Source organism: Niastella sp. OAS944, from assembly GCA_024809215.1.
Taxonomy (GTDB): domain Bacteria; phylum Bacteroidota; class Bacteroidia; order Chitinophagales; family Chitinophagaceae; genus Niastella.
The window spans coordinates 1,007,005-1,028,450 of sequence record JANUBW010000001.1; the positions used below are offsets into that span (position 1 = coordinate 1,007,005).

Sequence of the window (21,446 nt, forward strand, 5' to 3'; positions counted from 1 at the left end):
CCGACTGCTAATTCTGAGTCCCGGGTATAGGACTTTCACGTTTCACGTTTGCCGTTTCACGACTGTTTGCCGTTTCACGTTTCACGCTTCATAAAACTTACTCTCTTTATCAGTAGGATCCAAAGAAACCGACTGCGTAGAAGCTTTACCCTGCACCCAGGCAAATACCATGGGCAGAATAAATAAGGCTGCAAAAGTAGAAGCGATCAAACCGCCAATAACGGCACGGCCCAGTGGCGAAGCCTGATCACCGCCTTCACCCAAACCAGAGGCCATTGGTATCATACCGGCCACCATCGCAATGGTGGTCATCAATATCGGGCGTAACCGCAGCGCCGCAGCTTCGCGGGCACTCTCCCATGCATTGCCATTATGCAAGCGCAAATGTTCTGCATTAGTGATCAACAGTACCGAGTTGGCAATAGATACCCCCACCGACATAATGATACCCATATACGATTGCAGGTTAAGGGTAGAACCGGTTAGCTTTAACATGATGAGCGATCCTAATATTACCGCCGGTATGGTGGCTAAGATCACCGCCGATACTTTGAACGACTGGAAGTTAGCTGCCAGCATCAGGAAGATCACCACAATAGCAACCAACAAACCGTTCTGCAGGCTGTCTAATGTTTCGGTAAGCACTTCACTCAACCCCTTAGGCTCAACGGTTAACCCGCGTGGTAATTCACCAAGTGATTGAATCACTTTTTGAACATCCCTTGTTGCTGTACCCAAATCGGTATTGTTCAGGTTAGCTGTAACGCTCAACATAGGAATAGCGCCCACGTTGTCGTTCTCACCATACGTAGTATCAGGTGTAATAGTAGCTACATCGCTTAACACCGGCCGGGGTGAATTGCTCAGAATGGGTATTTCGCCAATGGCGCTTACGCTGGTCATTTTATTTTCAGGCACCAACACCTGTACGCTATAACTCAGGTTCGATTTTTCATCAACCCAGATATTCTTATCGGTATAACGCGAAGATGAGGTTGAAGCGATCAGCGACCGGGAGATATCTGTTACATCAACACCCAGTTGCGAAGCCCTTGTTCTATCGATATTGATATTGATAGCAGGGTACCTGGTACTCTGGCCCAACTGTACATCGCGCATATATGGGATCTCCTTCAGTTTCGCGATCAGTTTGCCAGCGTACTGTTCATTTAATTTTTTGTTTCTGCCCGAAAGCCTGATCTCAACCGGTGTGGGCGAGCCCTGGCTTAAGATCTTATCGGTTAATTGTATAGGTTCGAATGACAATTTTATATCCGGCATCAGCTTGCTTAACTTAGCCCTGATCTTTTCTTTCACTTCCTCAACGCTTTCTTCAAAATCTTCCTCCAGCTGTACCTGTACAACAGCCTCATGTGGCCCGCTCATGAACAGGTAAATAGGGCTGGTACTAAACAACGCCGGATGCTGTCCTATATAGGCCGATGAAACGGAAATGTTCTTTTTACCAACAATAGAATCCAGGGCATTGAGCGCTTTTACCATAATACCTTCCGTACGTTCTATACGGGTACCCTCGGGGGCACGTAAGCGTAACATGAATTGTCCCGAGTCGGTCCTTGGCAATACGTCGCGGCCAATGTTCGAAAGTAATAATACCGCTGCACCACTCACCAATACTATATATGCTATCACTACCGGTTTACGGTACGGTAATATTCGTTCCAGGAAGCGCAGGAACCGGTTGCGTAATTTTTCAAACCGCGACAATTTCTTTTCATCTCTCTCCAGCAGCACTTTCTTTTGGTCCCAGGTATCACCTTCCAGGTTTTTCATTGCCTGTACTTCCCTGGCTGTATGAATGTGATGCGGATTTATTTTCATGATCCAGTTAGCCAGGATCGGTACAAAGGTTTGTGCAAGAAAATAGGAAGTGATCATGGAGAAGGCAATGGCCAACGCCAGCGGCAGAAACAAGGAACCCGGTATACCTTTCATGGTAAACGCAGGCGCAAAAACCGCCAAAATACACAAAAGGATAAGCAACTTGGGAAATGCGATCTCCTTACACGCATCCCATATGGCCAGCGCTTTGGGCTTACCCATGGCAAAGTGCTGGTGTATATTTTCAATGGTCACCGTACTTTCATCGACCAGGATACCAATTGCCAGTGACAGACCGCTTAAGGTCATGATATTGATGGTTTGCCCAAACAGCGACAGGAACAACACGCCCGAAATGATGGACGCAGGAATTGTTAAGATCACTATCAATGCGCCGCGTGCATCACCCAGGAATAACAATACCATCAGGCCGGTAAGAATAGCGCCAATAGCGCCTTCAGAGATCAAACTCTTTACCGCGTTTATTACATATACCGATTGGTCGAATTCATACGACAGTGATACATCATCTGGTAACTGCGCCTGGAATTTAGGGATCGCCTTTTTAAGGTTTTGCACCACTTCCCAGGTACTGGCATCAGCGCTTTTGGTAATAGGCAGGTACACCGAGCGTTTTCCGTTTACCAGCGCGTAACCTGCAGTAATATCGGCGCCATCTTCAACACTTGCTACATCACGCAGGTACAGGTTTTGAACGCCTCCCTTAAATAAAGGAATGTTCTCAAAATCTTTGATGGTCTTTATTAGTGTATTTACAGGAGTTATATAGTTTACATCGCCCACCCGTACGTTACCCGAAGGGGTTGTTTGGTTGTTGATGCGAATGGCCTGCACCAGTTGATCGGGTGTTAAGTTATGCGCCCGCATTAATTCAGGGTCGGCCTTTATCACCACCGTACGAACGTTACCGCCAAATGGCGCGGGTGAAACCAAACCGGGAATAGAAGTAAAGGAAGAACGCACATACACGTTCGCCAGGTCCATCAGTTCGTTATTGCTGCGGGTTTTACTGGCCAGTACCAGCTGCCCTACCGGCAGCGTAGAGGCGTCGAAGCGCAGGATAAACGGCGGCTGCGAGCCATTGGGAAAGATCGCCTGCGCACGATTACTGAACGCACTTACCTCGGCAGCGGCCTGCGCCATGTTGGTGCCGGGGTAAAAAGAAAGCTTCATTAACGTTAGACCTTGTATATTTTTTGTTTCGATGCTTTTTACACCGGATACATATAATAACAGGTTCACATAGTTCTTACCAAAGAAAGCTTCCATTTGGGTAGGGGTATAACCACCAAAAGGATGCGAGAGATAAATTACTGGCAGATCGAGCGCCGGGAAGATGTCGATCTTGATCTTTTTCACCGCACTAATTCCAAAAAAGCACAACCCCGCTACCAATACCAGTATCGTTATAGGTTTCCGTAATGCTAATCTAATCAGATTCATAAATTATTTTCCTCTTACTTAACTTGTTTGATGAACAGATCGAAATCACCACTTGCAGCCGATTTCAACAACAACGACTGCCATACATTGATATAGGCCACACTCCTGTCGGTTTCTGCCCGGTTCAGCGCAAACAGCGCCTGTTGCAGATCAACGATGTTGGTTAAACCATTTTTATACAAAACACTTTTTTGCAAAAAGGCATCGGCAGCCGCCTGGTACTGTTGCGGCACCTCATGCAAACTTTGCAAACTGTTGTCGATGCGCTGATCGGCCAGTATCAATTGGTCTTGCAATTGTGTGGTAACCTGGTCATATTCACTTTTGTATGCTTCTGTAATAAATTGTTGTGCTTTAACCTGGTGCCTGATCTTCGCAATGCTGGTAATATTCCAGGCTATAGACAAACCGGCCACATAGTTGGTGCGGGTTGGCTTTATACCTTCAAAATAATCATGCGAGTATTTGGGATTGGTTGCCGGGTTATACGAATAATCGAAACCAGAACCCCTTGTTTGAATAATACCAAACAGGTTCACACCCGGCAAAATGCTTCTTTTAAGATACGCCGTTGCCACATCACTCTGGTTAATACGCGATTGGTAAAATTTCACCTGCGGGTTTTGCGTAATCGACGTATTGGTTCTCACCTCGCCGGGTATAGTATTAATAAAAGAAGTGTCTAAGCTAAACGCAGCCGGCGGCACGTTTAGCAACTGTGCCAGCTGGTTACGCACCTGCAGTTCGCTGTTTTTTGCATCTATAAGCACCAACCTGGCGCGTGATACTTCTGCATTAGCAATGGAACTATCAACGCCTGCATTTAAACCCGAACGGGTGCGCGCAGTAACTGCCTGTTGCACAAACATGGTCCTGTCGAGATTAGCTTGTGCATTTTGCACCAGTCGTTGTGTAGTAAGCAGGTTCAGGTAAGCGCCGGCAATTTTTACGCTATGAACAAATTGCTCCTGCATAAGGTCTGCCGAATCTTTTTGCACCTGTGCACTTGCTAAACTGATCTTTGATTTTAGCCGGCCAAACGTAAAGAACTCCCAGTTGGAATTTATAAAGTACAATGAACCAAATGAAGAATTCCAATTTTGAGAACTGGTTGTAGGGCCGCTCGATGATACACCCGGTATACCTACTGCCGCTAATGGACCATACGAACCGTTGATGGTACCATAATCCTGTTGTACCGAAGCAATGATATTGGGCAAATATTCATTGCGGGTATTTTGCACCATAGCAGAAGACGCACTAAGATAATTGCGCTTTGCCTTTATGCTTTGATAATTTTTTAATCCGGAATTAATTGCATCTGATAATAATAATGGTTGTGATGATTGTGCATTGACCCGGTTGTCGAATGCAAACAACAACATTGCCAATACAGGTACTGCAATAACACGCATAGTACTTTTTTGGGTTCTCGCTGTAATTAGAAAATGCGACCTGTAATTTCTTTCGCGTAAGACCATGTTTGGTTGTTAATTGATCGTTAACGGTGATATGTGCTCATTCACCTTTTAATCTATTTTTAATGGCAGCATCGTAGTAGAAGACAGTATGTTTGCCCCTTGTTCTTTAGGCAGGTAATCAATGTAGTTGGCAATTCAATTTATAATAGGAATGTAAAAATGCAAATAGGTCTTCAATTTTCCCTTGTACAATTTTGGGTTATTTCTGTACTTTTACAGGCATGAACACGGAGAACCTCCACCAGCCTTTTGAGATAGTATATAAAGAAACAGACGAATGTCTTAAACCGGCACACAAGCACAACTTCTTTGAACTGTGTTATATTATTGATGGTAGCGGCACACACTGCATTAATAAGAACAAGTTTGAATATCGTAACGGACATTTGTTCTTACTTACTCCACAAGACTCACATAAACTGACGGTAAGAACAACTACCAAGTTTTTCCTGATCCGCTTTAATGATATTTATTTCAAATCACAAAATGAACAGGCAACCAGCCAGCAAAGCGAATGGATAAAAAAGCTGGAGTTCATTTTTCATAATACCACGCATTCGCCAGGCTGTATTCTAAAAGGAATGAACGACCGGGTTTTAGTGAAAGCATTAATTGATGGTTTAATAAAAGAACATATCAATAAAGACCCCTATCACCAGGAGATCATTCAACAAATGGTGAATACGGTATTATCGATTGTAGCACGCAACCTGTATATTAAAGTACCAAAGAAAATGACGTTTGATTCAAACAACGATGAAACCACGTTGAAGATCATTCATTATGTACAGGCCAATATTTATAAACCCGAGTTATTAAAGGCCGAGTTAATTGCCAGCACCTTCCAGATCTCGGTAAATTATCTCAGCGAGTATTTTAAAAAGCATACCGGGGAAACCTTACAGAATTATATTACCAACTACAAATTAAAACTGGTAGAAACAAGATTGCTGCACAGCAATATGCGAATTAACGAGATTGCCTTTGAATTACATTTTACCGATGAAAGCCATTTAAACCGCATCTTTAAAAAGTACAAAGGCATTAGCCCCACCGGCTTCCGCAAACAGGTTATGTTCGACCGGCAGATGGTGATTGCGGCTACTGCTTAAAGCCGTTACAGGTTTCACGTTACAGGTTCCAGGGCCTTTATTTCCTGTATTCCCTGCAACATGCAACCTGCAACAAATGCGAAAACCGTTGTTCCATGTTACAAGTTCCAGAGCACTTATTTTTTGTATTCCCTGAAACCTGCAACCTGTAACCTGCAACAGACTCTTAAAAATTGATTGATTAAATTATTCTCGTTTATTCCTATTATGACCAACGCTTCTCCACGGCGCGCCCGCATAGCAACTGCCGTTTTCTTTTTTGTATCAGGATTCGGGTTTTCTTCCTGGGCCTCGCGTATACCCACCGTTCAACAGAATTTACATTTAAGTGAAGGACAGCTAGGCGGCGTTTTATTCGCATTCCCGGCCGGATTAATGTGCACATTACCGGTAACAGGTTATTTATTACGCCGGTTCAGCAGCCGATATATTATGATGGGCGGCGCAGTAATGTTCAACATCATGTTATGCCTGGTAGGTTTTGCCCAGGAAACCTGGCAACTGATCATTCTGTTATTCTTCTTTGGTTCATCCCGTAACCTGTTCAATATTTCTGCCAATGCACAATCAATAGGTGTGCAGGCCTTATACGACCGTTCTATCATTGCCACCTTTCATGGTATATGGAGTGTGGCCGGTTTTGCCGCAGCCAGTATTGGCTCTTTAGCGGTTTCGGCAAGTATACCACCTTCATGGCATTTTCTGGCCGTATGTATTCTTTTAACCAGTTGTTGCTTCCTTTTCTTTAAAGATACAGTGCACCAGCAACCGAAACCGCATGAGCGGTTGGAAAAATCAAAATTCAGAATGCCGGAAAAGGCCTTGCTGAAATTTGGTTTTATTTGTTTTGCTTCCATGGCCATTGAAGGTACCATGTACGACTGGAGCGCCATCTATTTGAAAAAAGCGGTGCACGCCTCCAAAGGAATGGCTTCGGCTGGTTATGCGGTTTATATGGTGGCTATGATGCTTGGCCGTTTTGCCGGCGATAAAATGGCCAATAAAATTGGCGTAAAGGCTATGCTGAAATACAGTGGCCTGCTTATTTTGGGTGGCTTATTATTGGCAGCGGCCCTCCCCTACACTATTACTACTGCTATTGGTTTTATGATGACTGGTTTCGGCGTAAGCTGTGTAGTGCCTATGGTATTTAGTATGGCGGGGAAAGTAAAACATATGAGTGGCGGCCCTGCCATTGCAGGCGTTTCTACCATTGGGTATTTTGGCTTTTTGATCGTTCCGCCTACAGTAGGTTTTATAGCAGAAGCCTTTAACCTGCGCTGGTCAATTGCACTTATCGCTTTATTTGGCGCACTGATAACTTACCTGGTAAGTAACATGAAAGACGAACAGGAGTAAGAATCAAGATACAAGGTTCAGGACATAAGAAAGGCACAAGCGTAATGCTTGTGCCTTTAATTTTGGATATTGGATCCTGGCCCTTGTGCCTTGCACCTTGTACCTTGTGCCTTGGCCCTTGTGCTTTAGCGCTATAATTTCACCAACCGGGTTGTGCTCACATTACCGGTTTTCTTATTAGTGATGCGAACGATCCAGATTCCCTGAGTTAGCTTAGCGGTTGGAATGGTAATAGTGCTTATACCTGTGCTTGAAGCAGTATAAGACTGGCTGCTTACCACATTACCACGTGAGCTTTGTACATCAATAACCAATTGATCGCCGGCTTCGGCATATTTCAATACCTGCGCTGTGCTACCTGAAATTGGGTTTGGCACAACAGCTGCACTACCTGCAGTTGTTGCCGCATTGGTTGCCGCAGTTGTTCTTGTAGCAGCACCACATGCACCCAATGGTTTCCACCACCAGTCGGCAGTACCCGGTGTTACGTTGTACAATGAATTCGACAAACTTTCGTACAGGTTACCATTATAAGTTACCTTATCACCTGCATTGTATATTTTGGGGTAAGGTTGGTATTCAGCAACACCAGCGCAATTACCTGTGTTTCCACCGCCGCCAACTGTAATGGTTGCAGCTGATGAAGTAGTAACCGCACCGCTGTTATCGGTTGCTTTTGCCGTGATGGCATATGTACCAGCCGCAACATTGCTCCAGGTATAGCTATAAGGAGAAGAAGTTACTTCAGTTAATAAAGTAGCTCCATTATAGAAACCTACTTTGCTTACAGTACCGTCTGCATCGCTTGCAGTTGCAGCAATAGTAACAGTAGCAGGAGCAGAGAACGTTGCACCTGAAGCAGGTGAAGTAAGCGTTACAACGGGCGCCTGGTTAGTACCAGTGCCTGTGCAATCGCTGATGTATTTCCAAACTTTACCATCGCCAACATTCAGATCAGGGCGTTCGTTTTGTGTCCACCATTTAGCTTCGTAGATCTTATTATTATACACTACTTGTTTTCCGGCCAGGTAAACGCCTGTTGAGGTCCAGGCTTCAATACCATTACAACCAGTACCGGTACCAGTGCCTACTGTTATAGTAATTGCACCCGATGTGCTTACTGCGCCACCATTATCGGTTGCTTTTGCTGTAAGGGTATATGTGCCGTTTGCCACATTGCTCCAGGTATAGCTGTATGGCGCTGCTGTGGCTTCACCCAGTTTGGTGCCGCCATTATAGAACTCCACTTTTGTAACACTTCCATCGGCATCGCTGGCGCTTGCAGTAATGGTTACATTAGCTGGTGAAGTGAATGTTGCATTATTAGCAGGTGAAGTAATGTTTACTGTTGGCGACTGGTTGCCAGGTGTACTTCCAAAGAAGTATGGATAGTAGTTGGTAGCGAATTCATCGCCGTTTGCTTTATCCCAGTTAACACTCCAGGTCATGATACCTCTCAGCCCGGGATAACCGCCACTTGATTTTCTCATTACATAACCGCCACCATATGAGGTCCCTTTCATCAGGTAATCCAATGCTTTCTTCACATTCGCTGGTGTTGTGTAACCTGAACCTGCAGCTGAAGGCTGAGCAGGTAAACCAAAGGCAACTTGGTCTTCACGTAATGCAGGGAAGGTTTGGCTGGTACCGGCTACAGGGAAACCAGTCAACAACATTTCTGTCATAGCAACTATAAAATCAGAAGTGCTTGAAGAGTATTGTTTGTTATCCAAACCCGTCATTGAACCGGTATTGTATAACTGTGGATGAATAAATGTAAGTTCATTACGCAGGCCGTAGATCAATGGGAGGTAAGCGCCTACCAATGGTGAATAGGTGGTTGCATAAGCCGCCTGAACATAATACGTTTCCGGCGCCATGGTCAACCAGCAATCTTTACCCTGGCCTTTGCGGTAACTGATGATCTCTTTGGCAGCAGCAATGAGGTTCACTACTTTTGGTGTAGTGGGGCTCATAAAGTTATTATCACCACTGTTGAGTGTGAGGTTTGAACCGCCTTCGAGGTCAATATCAAATCCATCGAAGTTATAGGCATCCAGCAACGACTTCATTGAATTCACAAATAAAGTTTTAGCTGTAGCCGTATTCAGTTGCAGAATACCATTCTCACCACCCAGCGATAACAGTACTTTTCTGCCCTGCGATTGCAGCGTGGCAATATCTGCTTTGAAATCAGCTACTGTAGTGCCTTCTGGGGTAAAGGTAACTGTAGCCTGATCGCCTCCTGTAACACCAAAGGCAATTTGAATTACATTATACTTGGGGTTCACATCGCGTAAACGAATATAAGGCGGTGTGCCTGAAGTGGTACCCCAATTATGCCAATACCCTACCATTACCTTTCCGCCAGTGTTACCAGGGTTGGTGCCATTAACGGTTACGGCTACTGCCGATGAGGTAGTTGTTGCACCGGCATTATCGGTTGCTACTGCAGTTATTGAATAGCTGCCTGCCGATACATTGCTCCAGGTAACAGTATATGGTGCTGATGTTTTTGAACCGAGACTTGTAGCGCCATTAAAGAACTCTACTTTTGAAATGGTGCCATCGGCATCTGATGCGTTTGCAGTTAATGTAATGCTGGCCGGCGCAGTGTAAGTACTGTTATTGGTAGGCGCAGTGATAGATACTGTTGGCGACACGTTACCACCCGTGCTGCCATTGGCAAACACCTGGTTGATCTTGTTCACCAGTTTTGATTTGGTGTTTGCACAAAAGATCAGTTTTGTTCCAGAGGTGCTGCTGGTCATATCGGTCATATCACCATACACCTGCCATACGATAACACCAGCCAGGCCCTGATCTTTTATGAACTGGGCTTTTGCTTCAATTGACCTTTCGTTATCATAGCTCAGGAAATAATTTCCTTTTGTTTTATAAGGAACTTTTGCATTATCATCCCAGTATTCTGTCCAGCCGGAACCACTACCGGTAGTTGACAAAATATAGCTGTAAGAAGGTGTGCCATCCCACAGGTCTTTTTGCCAGTTTGTATAATCTGCACAGGTTTGAATTGGACCATCGGGTTGAACGGTTTCGGCACGTTTTACTGTAGCTGCGTTAACAGCAGCAGTACCGCTGGTAACCACGCCTCTTCCGTAAAAAGGGGCACCAAGTGTAACCTTGCTCATATTAACGCCCAGGTTACGCAGCCCCTGCACAGTACCATTCAATGAAAAGCCCTGGTATTCCATACCGGGATAATCGTACAATGGTGCGTTATGGCCTGCCTTGTTGCTCCAGCCTCCATTGTAATCATACGTCATCATGTCTATGTAGTTGAGCACGGCATTCAAACGTGGCCAGTTGAACCCCTGTAATTTTGCCGGCACAGCAGAGAAGCAGGAAGTGATCAACTTGCTGGTGCCAATTGCGGCACGCACTTCTTCCAGCAGTGTAGCAAAATTGTTGAAGTCAGCCTGACCATAATGCTCGATATTCATACCGGGATCGTTAGGATATTCCCAGTCGAAATCAATACCATCAAAACCCATTGCGATCAGTTCTTTACAACCGGCAACAAATTTGGCACGTTTGCCTGCATCGGCAGCAACTTCAGGATAGTGCTTACACATGCTCCATCCACCGATAGACGCCATTACTTTTACGCCTTTTGAATGTGCCAGTTCTATCAGGCCGGGCTGGCCGCCCTGTTTGTGTATAGCCAATGGAAAGTTACCGGTCTTGCCAGTGTTTACATTCTTCCAGCCGGCGCCTTCGTTACGATAGCCCTGGTTGTAAGCGTAACTGCCATCGGAGATGTAATACAATGTTTCCAGTTCACCGTACAACAGGTACAGGTCCCAGCTGCTGTAGATGTCTTCATTCAGCAACGCTGCAGGCGCCTGCACGGCTCCTACCTGGTAAATGTTCTTATTACGAAAATCGCCACTATGCAATGAACCATCCTGGGCTACGCCAAAGAACGAAAAGTTCAGAATGGTGTACTGCGAATAATCGACATTCAAATGATTGAAACCACCTTTGGGAACAACGTTCGCCACTTCTTTCCAGGCGTCCCATTGTGTAATGTAACCGATCACCTGTTTGGTGTGTTGGGCTGTTGTTGCCGGTACCGAAGGACTAACCTGCGCGTAACCGGTGGAGAACAAACAGAATAAAACAGCCATTTGAACATACTGCAAAAAACGCCAGGAGCGCCTTTTACGATGAGTAGACAAAGCTTTCATACTGTAAAGGAAATTTTAATGATTAACAATACATACACTTTATAAAAAACACTCTTGAATAAATTAAGATCTTCATACTAATGGCAGCTTAACGCTGAACGCTTAAGGCCGAACGCTTCACCCCGAATGTTAAAGCTCAAAACCAATTGCACCAAAGACTTAACGCTCAATAATGAACGTAAACTGTAAACGCATAGCTTCGCCTGCTTCACCCGTTTAACCGGATGTAGCGCATAGCAAAGCATTGATTCAATTGAACCAATCGTTAAGGACTCAAAGAAGGATTTGAATGCTGAACAAATGCAAAACACGGAACACCACATGCGGATGCTCCAGCTGAGGCTGAAAGCAGGAAAGAATGCTCAAGTGTTAGGGCTCAAGCGTTAAGCCTTTAGCGTTAAGCGTTCAGCTTTTGAAGAAGGTAATTAGTATATGCAGTAATATAGTTGTAGAAGCAGCTGCAAAGTAAAAGCCGTTTGCAGTTATTTGCTTACGAAAACAGTTTTATTTTTTTCCACAATATTGGTCTCCGTTATAGTATAGTTGATAATCATAATAGAATATATAGGTTAATCATTGCAAACAATAAACATACCATTTGTTACGCAACACATAAGTACTATATTAATATAGTAGCACTACTAACGGTGTGAATAAACTCTTTCCCGCAGCTTCATTATCGAGTAATTTTACTCTTTTTCATCATGATAATCATGTTTAGCTTTGATACTCCAAAACGTTTTAGCGATATGAGTTAATTGGAGTGATTTTTGCCAATACCTTCTTCTGTAGAAATCACTTGACTGTTAGTAGTAATGTAAGTTGAAGCAGCATCCCTTAGCACTAAAGTGGATCTTATATCCGCTTCCCTACTGTATAGAATAGCCATTTTTTCCCCTTTTTATTTTTTCGGCTGCCCTTTGCCGGGTGGCATGGCCGTATTAGGTTATCGTTGCAAATAACCATATACCGCATCGCGATCGTGTGTGTTTTCACACACATGTGTTATGCATTTCGCTATAGGCGTTATGCAAAGTATTTCTATTGCGTAAACCGTGCTAAGCGAAACTGGCATCAGTAGTTCATTACGCATGTAGTGGTCCATTGCCGATTGCCGTTTGCCGATTCACGACATTTTATAAACACCAAACCATTTCCTTTATGAAAAAGTTTTTACCCACATGTTTATTATTGGGTGCGCTAACCACTCTACAAAAAAATACCCAGGCCCAAAACTGGCAACTTGTATGGCAGGATGAATTTACCAACAGCATTGGCGCCGACTGGGTTTTTGAAACCGGCAATGGCAGCAGCGGCTGGGGCAACAATGAGCTTGAGTACTACCGCCGCGAAAATGCTACCATCGAAAACGGTCAACTGGTTATTACCGCCAAACGCGAATCATTCGGCGGCTATAATTACACTTCAGCAAGAATGAAAACGCAGGGCAAGAAGTCGTGGAAGTACGGCAAAATAGAAGCCCGTATAAAAATGCCTGCATTCTCCGGCATTTGGCCCGCATTCTGGATGCTGGGCGATAATATATCTACCGTTGGCTGGCCCGACTGTGGCGAGATAGACATCATGGAGCATATTAATGCCGAGAACAGAACTTATGGCACTCCACACTGGAGAGATCATAATAATAACTACGCTTCTTACGGTGGCAATACCGCCTGCACCGTAACCGACTACCATGTATACAGTATTGAGTGGGATGCCAACTATATCCGTTGGTTCCTCGATGGCGCCAAGTTCCACGAAATGTATATCGGCGGCGGCATCAACGGTACCAGTGAGTTCCATAACAACCAGTTCATTTTATTGAACATGGCTGTTGGTGGTAACTGGCCTGGCTTTAACATAGACCTGAACGGTTTCCCTGCAAAAATGTATGTTGATTATGTTCGTGTGTATCAAGATGGCGGTGGCACCAATCCAAACCCAACCGGCCAAACCATACAGGCTGAAAGCTATACCAACATGAGCGGTGTGCAAACCGAAGCTACGACCGATGCCGGCGGCGGTACCAATGTAGGCTGGATAGATGCTAACGACTGGATGGCTTATGGCGCTATTACCTTCCCAACTTCCGGTACCTATAAAGTTGAATACCGTGTAGCCAGCTTAAGCGGCGGTGGTCGCTTGTCGTTAGACCTGAACGCTGGTGCTATCGTATTAGGTCAACTGGATGTACCTTCTACCGGTGGCTGGCAAAACTGGACCACCATTTCCCACAACGTAAATATCACTGCAGGCACTTATAACCCGGGCATTTTTGCTGTAGCCGGTGGCTGGAACCTGAACTGGATCCGCTTTACGCCATTGAGCACAGCGAAAACCGCAACTACTACCGGGCTGGTAAACACACTCATCGATAACTCGCTACAGGCGAATAAAGGATTTACCATTTATCCTAACCCTGTTCAACAGCAATTGAACATCCTGAGCGGCGAATCATTGACCGGTGGCCTCATCCGCATCTTCGATATCAATGGCCGTCAGGTTATAACTGCACGCCCTGCCAGCAACAAGCTCGATGTATCTAAACTCGCTCCTGGAGTATACACCCTCCAATTCACCAAAGGTTCAACGAAAATCACCAAGGAGTTCATTAAATAAGATACGCTAACCTGTAAAAACAAGTGTTCTATGATTAAAAATCTAGCAAAAGTTCTTCTATTCTCTCTGTTACTCGCCTCAGGGCAACGCGCCGCGGCGCAATTCAAAGTGATTGGCTATATGCCATCATGGGCTGGTGATGTTAATACTGTACAGTATAACAAGCTCACCCACATTAACTATGCGTTCATACTGCCAACCGCTACCGGTGGTTTGTATGGGAACGACAATCCAGGCAAACTATCGAGCCTTGTTACCAAAGCACATCAAAACGGTGTAAAGGTATTGATCTCTGTAGGTGGCTGGAACGATGGTAACGACAGCGGCTTTGAACAATTTGCTGCTAACGCCAGCTACCGCACCGCCTTTGTAAACAACATCATTGGCTTTGTAAACCAGTATGGTTTAGATGGTGTTGATATTGACTGGGAATATCCCGACAATGGCGCTTCTGCCAACAACTACGTGGCGTTAATGACGCAATTGTCGACCGAAATGCACAACCGTGGCAAACTGCTTACGGCAGCCGTAGTTGGTGAAAACGGCGGCAGCATTCTCAACGCTGTATTCAACGTGGTTGACTTCTTAAACCTGATGGCTTATGATTACAACAACTACGACCATTCAACTTACACGTATGCGCAAAACTCAATGAACTACTGGCGCAATCGTGGTTTACCCAAAGAAAAATGCGTACTGGGTGTGCCATTCTATGGACGTCCCAGCTGGGAAACTTTTGCGCAACTCGTAAACCGTGGCGCCAATCCCTATTCCGACACTTATAATGGTGTTGGTTACAATGGTATCACTACCATTAAAAACAAAACCAACCTGGCATTCGATCAGGGTAACGGTATCATGATCTGGGAACTGTCGGGCGACTTCAATGCCGGCAATCCTAATTCATTATTATCTGCTATTCATGAGGTAGTTCTTCAAAGAGGCGGCACCAATCCGCCAACGCCCGGTAACCCAATTGTTATTCAGGCCGAGAACTATAACAGCATGGCCGGTGTACAAACAGAAGCAACTACCGATGCAGGTGGCGGTTCAAACGTAGGCTGGATAGATGCTACCGACTGGATGGCATTCTATAACATCAACTTCCCTGTTACCGGAACGTACAAAGTGGAATACCGTGTAGCCAGCCTCAGCGGCGGTGGCGTTGTTTCATGCGACCTGAATGCAGGTTCTATTCAACTTGGCCAGGTAGCCATTCCATCAACAGGTGGCTGGCAAAACTGGACCACCGTTTCGCATAACGTTTCCATCACTGCCGGCACTTACAACTTTGGTGTATACGCGCAGGCCGGTGGCTGGAACCTGAACTGGGTTCGCATAACCCCACCAAGTGGAGCTAAGATTTCCACAACGAACGAAATGGTTTCAAATTTGATCGATAACTCCATTCAATCAGGAAAAGCATTCACCATTTACCCGAATCCCGTGCAGCAGACATTGAACATATCAACGGGTGGCGAATCTTTAGCTGGTGGCACTATCAGGATCTATGATATCTCTGGCAAACAGGTTGTAACTGCCCGTGCAGCAAGCAACCAGATCAATGTATCGGCTCTGAGATCAGGTGTATACACACTTGAATATATCAAAGGCGATAAGAAGATCACCCGCCAGTTTATCAAATAGTAGTTTCACGATCACATTAGTTAAGTAGATAATAACCCTGTCAGGTTCTAAACCGCGCATACATATTACAATTATGTATGCTGTAAATGGTTTTTGCCTGACAGGTTTTTTATTTTATATATTCCTCATCTTAATCATGCATCATGCGCAAATTAAATCTGTACCTGCTGGTAGGCCTGTGCGTACTCACATCCGTAACCTACGGTCAGGACAAAGACAAACGTTATCCCATCGGCAACAGCACCAATGTGCTCAGTAATTTTCGTAAACAAATAACTGCCACCCAAAAGTCCAATCGCTTAGGCAATTTGCAGTTAAAGCTTTCTTCCAATGTTACCCTACCTGTTGCTGTAAGCTTTCGCCGGTCGTTAGGAACAGGCGCTGAACAGTTGGCTGGTAGTATTGAAAATGTTCTCAACTCATCATTCTACCTGACTATTGAAGGCAAATCAGTGTACGGACATGTTTTGTTGAATAGCAGCAAAAAGGCATACAAATACACTTCAGACGATAATGGAGCTGTATATGTAGAGGAAACAGACATTAACAATGTGGTTTGTGTAGACTACACCAAAGCAAACGTTACATCTAACGAGGAAGGCGCAACCGATGCCGCTGCGGCCAATGCAGCAGCAGCAGTTACCGATCTGCAAAGCTACCCCGGTGGCAATGGTTGTGTGTTGCTCGATTTCGACGGGCAATATGTTTCAGGCACTGGCTGGAACAACGGTAATCCTATTACTGCAGCCCCGGCTAATTTATCAGATGCAGACAAGGAAAATGTATGGAAAATGATCAGCGAAGATTACCGTCCATTTCACCTGAATGTAACTACCAGTGAGGCCGTTTTTAACACGTACCCAAAAACGAAAAGAATGCGTTGCATTTTTACGCCTACAAATACGGCTGCCCCGGGAGCCGGCGGGGTGGCTTATTTAGGTTCTTTTAAATGGAATGATGAAACGCCTTGTTGGGTATTTAACAGTGGCGCCAAAGCAGCCGGCGAAGCCGGTTCGCATGAAGTAGGCCACACCTTTGGTCTTTCGCACGACGGCAGAACAACACCCGATGAAGAATATTATCAGGGCCAGGGAACCTGGGCGCCTGTTATGGGTGTAGGTTATTACAAATCGCTGGTACAATGGAGCAAGGGCGAATATACCAATCCCAGCACTACGCAAGACGACCTGGCAATGATCTCAAGCACTACCTATGGCGTTGGTTACCGTGCCGATGATTATGGCAATATCATATCAGCCGCCAGCACACTTGGCGTTGATGCATCGGGTAATGTAAACAAAGGAGGTATTATAGAACGTACCGGTGATATTGATATGTTTTCATTCACCACTACGGGCGGTACGCTCAATCTTACATTCAATCCCAATGCTTATGCACCCAATCTCGACATTTTAGTAACGTTATACAATAACGCAGGAACAGCTGTCACCTCTTCTAACCCAACTACGTTGAACGCCAGCTTAAGCAGTACGCTTGCAGCAGGCACTTATTATGTTTCAATTACCGGCACGGGTTCAGGAGACCCCAAAACAACCGGTTACTCAAATTACGGATCACTGGGTACGTACACTATTACCGGTTCTATAACCGGCGGTTCCAATCCAAACCCAACTGGTATTGCTATCTTTTATAAAGATTGTAATTACACCGGTTCATTTGCCGTTGGCCTTAATGAAGGTACCTATACCATTGCGCAGCTAACGGCCAAGGGCATTACCAATAAAGACATTTCTTCTATTAAAATAACTTCAGGTTACGAAGTAGTGTTGTACAAGAACGACAACTTTACCGGCAGCTATGCAGGTTATACAGCCGATGTAGCCTGCCTGGTAAGTAGTGGCTGGAATGACTCAACAGCTTCTCTGCGTATTCGTTCGGTAACAAATAAATTGCCGGCGATCAGCATTACCTCACCTGCAAACGGCAGCTCATTTGCATCTCCCGCAAGCATTACCATCAATGCAACGGCTTCCGATGCCGATGGCGCTGTAAGTAAAGTGGAGTTCTATAATGGTACTACCAAACTGGGCGAAGATGCAAGCAGCCCATATTCATTTACCTGGGCAAATGTTGGCGGCGGCACCTATGCAATTAAAGCAGTGGCCATTGATGACCGGGGCGGACAAGCTACCACACAGATCACCGTGGCCGTAAGCAACCCATCTGGCGCTACAGTTTACAAAGATTGTAACTACGGTGGTTATGCCATCACTTTACCTGTTGGCAGCTATACGGTAAACCAGTTGATAGTGAAGGGTGCTATCAACGACGATATCTCTTCATTAAAGGTGAACAGTGGTTATGAGGCCATTCTGTATCGTGATGACAATTTTACCGGTCCGGCTTATTTGTTCAAAGGCAATTTTGCCTGCCTGGTTAGCGTAGGTCTTTCGGGTGGCACTACAGTAAACTTAAACGACTGGACAAGCTCTGTAGTGATTCGTCAGGGAGCCGCAGCTACAATGAGTGCTAACGGAGGTGATGCAGGAATTGTTTATCCGTTTACCGAATATTCAGCCAGTCTGAAAATATTACCCAACCCGGTTAACAATGAAATGGTGGTGCAATATGGTAATATAGGCGATCGATTTGAGGTGAAGATCTTTAACCTGAATGGTACGCTTGTATACACTGCCCCCAATATTTTAAGCGGTCAGCATATAAATATTGCCAGCCTGCAAACCGGGGTATATTTAATTAAGATCAATAACGGAAAAGAAACTATTACGAAGAAACTGATAAAACGCTAAGAGTAAAGTATGGCATGAAATGAACAGTCATTAGGTCACAGTCCGTCATTACGGAGCGGGAAACATGCCACCCGCTCCGTTTTTTTTGCGTTAACAAAAAAACTTTCGTTGAGCTAACAATATTGAAGCCGGTTAACCGTCTAACCAGTCATAGCTGCCACATTAATTCAAAAGACACACAAAAAGAAGGCATTATGCATCCAATAGCTTATTCCATTATCACCGGCGTTATTTTGCTTGGCGTTATTTTATCTTTTTATTTCACTAACAGAAGTCATAAAAACGACAGCGACTTTAATATTTATTCTTAACCTTTTTCTTTCAGTAATTTTTTGTAACTTAACCTGAGCGTCTCATTTTAGCAAAATACACCTCTGTTAATAACCGCTATAGAAAGAACTCGACTTAATTACTTTTACAGGTTGCCCATTATATTGAATCGGCTGACAAAAAGCTGATAGTGCGTACCCATGGTTGTACCAAACTAACTACCATTTCTTCATACATAAAACCATGTACGTATGAATTTGTCGATACCGCAAAAGCAACGCTGGCTCATATTGATAGGTATTCCGGGAGCCGCATTGGGAATGTTATCCTCTGGCTATGGATTCTGGCTTTCGCTCACCGCACTTTTGCTGATCATTCTCACCCTAATGTTTAAGCAACCCGATCACTCGCGGCAAAACATCACTACACCCGATCAGGCAATGCCCCCGGGAATAAACAAGCTGGATGAGATGATAAAGTTATTAGACCAAAAAGAGAAGGGTATAATAACGAATGCAGAATATGAGGAAAGAAGAGCAGACCTTATATATAATCATTAATAAAAAAGCCCATCCTTGTTACGGAATGGGCCCTCCAATAATTCCTATAATTTATTTTGCCTCCGGCACCAGTAGCACCGCATCTGCCACCACGGCTCCATCGGCGCCAGCTGCATGTATTGTTATATGTGCATCGGCGCCGGTTTGTAATTTATATTTACCAATCAACACCCACTCACCAGAGGTTTGTCCCTGCACCTGAATATCGGCCCGCTTCAGTGTTACTTTTGTTTCTTTACTGCCATCAAAAACAGTGACCGTTGTTTGTGAAGCCAGTTTTTTATAATTAGGCAACATATAAGTATATACCTGGTAGGTGCCGGCTTTTTCAATAACCGGTTTGTATTGTACCGAACGATCTTCAGCAGATGGCTCCTCGGCCGTAAGTACCGAAGGGCCATAACCCATATGCTCTTTGGTGGTCCAGTTTCCTTTTATAGTTACCTGGTTGGCATTGGAATTATCAACCACTATTTCAGGTATGCTGCCATCGGCCAGCGGATTTGTTTTAAGCGTTTGTTGTAGTTGTTGCACATTTATGTCCTGCACATCCTGTTTTGCCTGAATGGCCATGGAAGCCGCAGTAGCTGCCGCTTGTGCCAGCACCATAAACACCGGTTCCATTCGAATAGAACCATAAGCAATATGGCTGGCCGATAAACAAACTGGCACCAACAGGTTCTTACATTCTTTTGCCCGCGGAACAATAGAACGGTACGAAATGGGATATGGACCAAAACCACCTATTTGCACATCGCCTTCGTTCTTCACCATACCGTTCACTACAATACGTTGCGTATTGTGGCTATCCATAGTATATGCAGCCATACCAACGCCATCGGTCACCACTTCTTTACCCAGGCAATTGGCCTCCGTCATTACATAGGCGCTGATCATTCTGCGCGCTTCGCGCACATACAATTGCGGGGAGAAATTTTTATTGTCGGTATACTCATCTTTGGGATAACCCCAGGTAAGCATTTCTTTACGCAGGTTTTCGGGCATGCGGGCATCGTGCCCAATAAAATACAATAAGCCTTTTACATATGTTTCATGTTGTTGTATAATATCTTTCCTTTTTTCGGCATTGCCGTCAGGATAGCCATAATTCATCCCGATCATATCGGTTGAAAAAGCGCCGTTGTTATTGACATCGGTTTTATGATTGGGCATGCGATCAAGTTTCATAAGGGCGCTCAACCTGGCCGCCGGCTTTTTCTCAAGCAGGCGCAGCAGCAATTCATATTTGGTGGAGTCGTATCCTTCGGGGCGGGTGATATCAATGCGGTTAGCAGGTTCATCGGTTAAACAGATCCTGTAATTATAAGCCTGCACCTTGGTGTCGGCCGAACCGGCAGGAAGTAAAGCACCATCGGCAATACCCCACAATAAACCGCTTTCGGGTTTACCAGGCACTTTATATGGATCAACCCCATCGGGAAACTGGTGATGTTCGCGCATTTGCACGCCATTGATGGTTTCATTGTACCAACTGTTCGATTCACGCCCCACCGTATACGAAACGGCTGCCTTTGCCATAAGGTCGCCTTCGTATGAGCAGTCGATGAACATTTTCGCGGCTATCCGTTTGGTTGTTATCTTCCCTTCTTCATTAACATATTCCAGATCAAGCTCTTTTATATAACCAAATTCACTTCTTACACCTGTAAGCGTATGCCCCAGCGCCACATCAACCTTGGCCGCTTTTATATATTGCATAAAAACGTCTTTTGCGACATGGGGTTCAAAGATCCAGGACTCAAACTTACCATACCGCTTCCCTACCCTGCGGTAAAAATCGAGGCCCAACCCTGTTACCGCATATTTATTTCCAATATCTGTAAAACCAAGTCCGCCCGAGGTTAAGCCACCAATATGTTTACCGGGTTCAACTACCAGAACGGTCTGGTGTAACTTCTTAGCTGTATACGCGGCTATGATGCCAGCTGAAGTGGCGCCATATATACATACATCAACCTGAACAGATTTGGGACTTTGACTATGAGCGGGAAAAACAAAAAGAAGAATGGCAATTACCAGCATTCGCAATTGTAACATAAGCAATCGTTATTCAAATTAAAAGTAAAAATTATAGCTACATCGCAGA

The 21,446-nt window shown here is 44.8% G+C and carries 10 protein-coding genes; 6 read left to right on the forward strand and 4 right to left on the reverse strand.

The annotated features are described in order from the left end of the window. Positions 1-81: 81 nt before the first annotated feature. Complete coding sequence (locus tag GGD38_RS03920) at positions 82-3,306, reverse strand: efflux RND transporter permease subunit (RefSeq protein ID WP_375299331.1); 3,225 nt, start codon at positions 3,304-3,306, stop codon at positions 82-84. A 14-nt stretch (positions 3,307-3,320) separates the two neighbouring features. Beyond that, on the reverse strand, positions 3,321-4,721 hold the full coding sequence (locus tag GGD38_RS03925) for a TolC family protein (RefSeq protein ID WP_375299330.1): 1,401 nt from the start codon (positions 4,719-4,721) through the stop codon (positions 3,321-3,323). A gap of 287 nt (positions 4,722-5,008) precedes the next feature. On the opposite strand from GGD38_RS03925, the gene GGD38_RS03930 reads away from it, so the two are divergent. After that, positions 5,009-5,899, forward strand: a complete 891-nt coding sequence (locus GGD38_RS03930) for an AraC family transcriptional regulator (RefSeq protein WP_375299329.1) — start codon at positions 5,009-5,011, stop codon at positions 5,897-5,899. Positions 5,900-6,106: 207 nt separating this feature from the next. Then, on the forward strand, positions 6,107-7,258 hold the full coding sequence (locus GGD38_RS03935; protein WP_375303775.1) for an MFS transporter: 1,152 nt from the start codon (positions 6,107-6,109) through the stop codon (positions 7,256-7,258). 131 nt (positions 7,259-7,389) lie between these two features. On the opposite strand, the gene GGD38_RS03940 is transcribed toward GGD38_RS03935, so the two are convergent. Next, positions 7,390-11,469 (reverse strand): glycosyl hydrolase family 18 protein, encoded by a 4,080-nt coding sequence (locus GGD38_RS03940; RefSeq protein WP_375299327.1) that lies wholly within the window; start codon positions 11,467-11,469, stop codon positions 7,390-7,392. A gap of 1,161 nt (positions 11,470-12,630) precedes the next feature. Here GGD38_RS03940 and GGD38_RS03945 point away from each other — a divergent pair. The 4 genes from GGD38_RS03945 to GGD38_RS03960 all read left to right on the forward strand — a co-directional run bounded on the left by GGD38_RS03945 (position 12,631) and on the right by GGD38_RS03960 (position 19,339). Continuing rightward, complete coding sequence (locus GGD38_RS03945; protein ID WP_375299326.1) at positions 12,631-14,091, forward strand: carbohydrate-binding protein; 1,461 nt, start codon at positions 12,631-12,633, stop codon at positions 14,089-14,091. Between the two features lie 30 nt (positions 14,092-14,121). Then, positions 14,122-15,738 (forward strand): glycosyl hydrolase family 18 protein, encoded by a 1,617-nt coding sequence (locus GGD38_RS03950; protein WP_375299325.1) that lies wholly within the window; start codon positions 14,122-14,124, stop codon positions 15,736-15,738. A gap of 143 nt (positions 15,739-15,881) precedes the next feature. After that, the gene (locus GGD38_RS03955) at positions 15,882-18,509 is read left to right on the forward strand and encodes an Ig-like domain-containing protein (RefSeq protein WP_375299324.1); all 2,628 of its coding nucleotides are present in this window, start codon (positions 15,882-15,884) and stop codon (positions 18,507-18,509) included. 521 nt (positions 18,510-19,030) lie between these two features. Next, on the forward strand, positions 19,031-19,339 hold the full coding sequence (locus GGD38_RS03960) for an SHOCT domain-containing protein (protein ID WP_375299323.1): 309 nt from the start codon (positions 19,031-19,033) through the stop codon (positions 19,337-19,339). A gap of 51 nt (positions 19,340-19,390) precedes the next feature. Here the strand turns inward: GGD38_RS03960 and GGD38_RS03965 are convergent, their stop codons facing one another. Beyond that, a complete protein-coding gene (locus GGD38_RS03965) occupies positions 19,391-21,397 on the reverse strand; it encodes an FAD-dependent oxidoreductase (protein ID WP_375299322.1) in 2,007 nt (668 codons plus the stop codon). Between the last annotated feature and the right edge of the window lie 49 nt (positions 21,398-21,446).

Excerpts from the sequence above, each read along its gene's own strand:
- GGD38_RS03940 (WP_375299327.1), bottom strand. The coding sequence starts at position 11,469 with ATGAAAGCTTTGTCTACTCATCGTAAAAGGCGCTCCTGGCGTTTTTTG.
- GGD38_RS03950 (WP_375299325.1), top strand. The coding sequence starts at position 14,122 with ATGATTAAAAATCTAGCAAAAGTTCTTCTATTCTCTCTGTTACTCGCC.
- GGD38_RS03925 (WP_375299330.1), bottom strand. The coding sequence starts at position 4,721 with ATGCGTGTTATTGCAGTACCTGTATTGGCAATGTTGTTGTTTGCATTC.
- GGD38_RS03955 (WP_375299324.1), top strand. The coding sequence starts at position 15,882 with ATGCGCAAATTAAATCTGTACCTGCTGGTAGGCCTGTGCGTACTCACA.
- GGD38_RS03920 (WP_375299331.1), bottom strand. The coding sequence starts at position 3,306 with ATGAATCTGATTAGATTAGCATTACGGAAACCTATAACGATACTGGTA.
- GGD38_RS03935 (WP_375303775.1), top strand. The coding sequence starts at position 6,107 with ATGACCAACGCTTCTCCACGGCGCGCCCGCATAGCAACTGCCGTTTTC.
- GGD38_RS03960 (WP_375299323.1), top strand. The coding sequence starts at position 19,031 with ATGAATTTGTCGATACCGCAAAAGCAACGCTGGCTCATATTGATAGGT.
- GGD38_RS03930 (WP_375299329.1), top strand. The coding sequence starts at position 5,009 with ATGAACACGGAGAACCTCCACCAGCCTTTTGAGATAGTATATAAAGAA.
- GGD38_RS03965 (WP_375299322.1), bottom strand. The coding sequence starts at position 21,397 with ATGTTACAATTGCGAATGCTGGTAATTGCCATTCTTCTTTTTGTTTTT.
- GGD38_RS03945 (WP_375299326.1), top strand. The coding sequence starts at position 12,631 with ATGAAAAAGTTTTTACCCACATGTTTATTATTGGGTGCGCTAACCACT.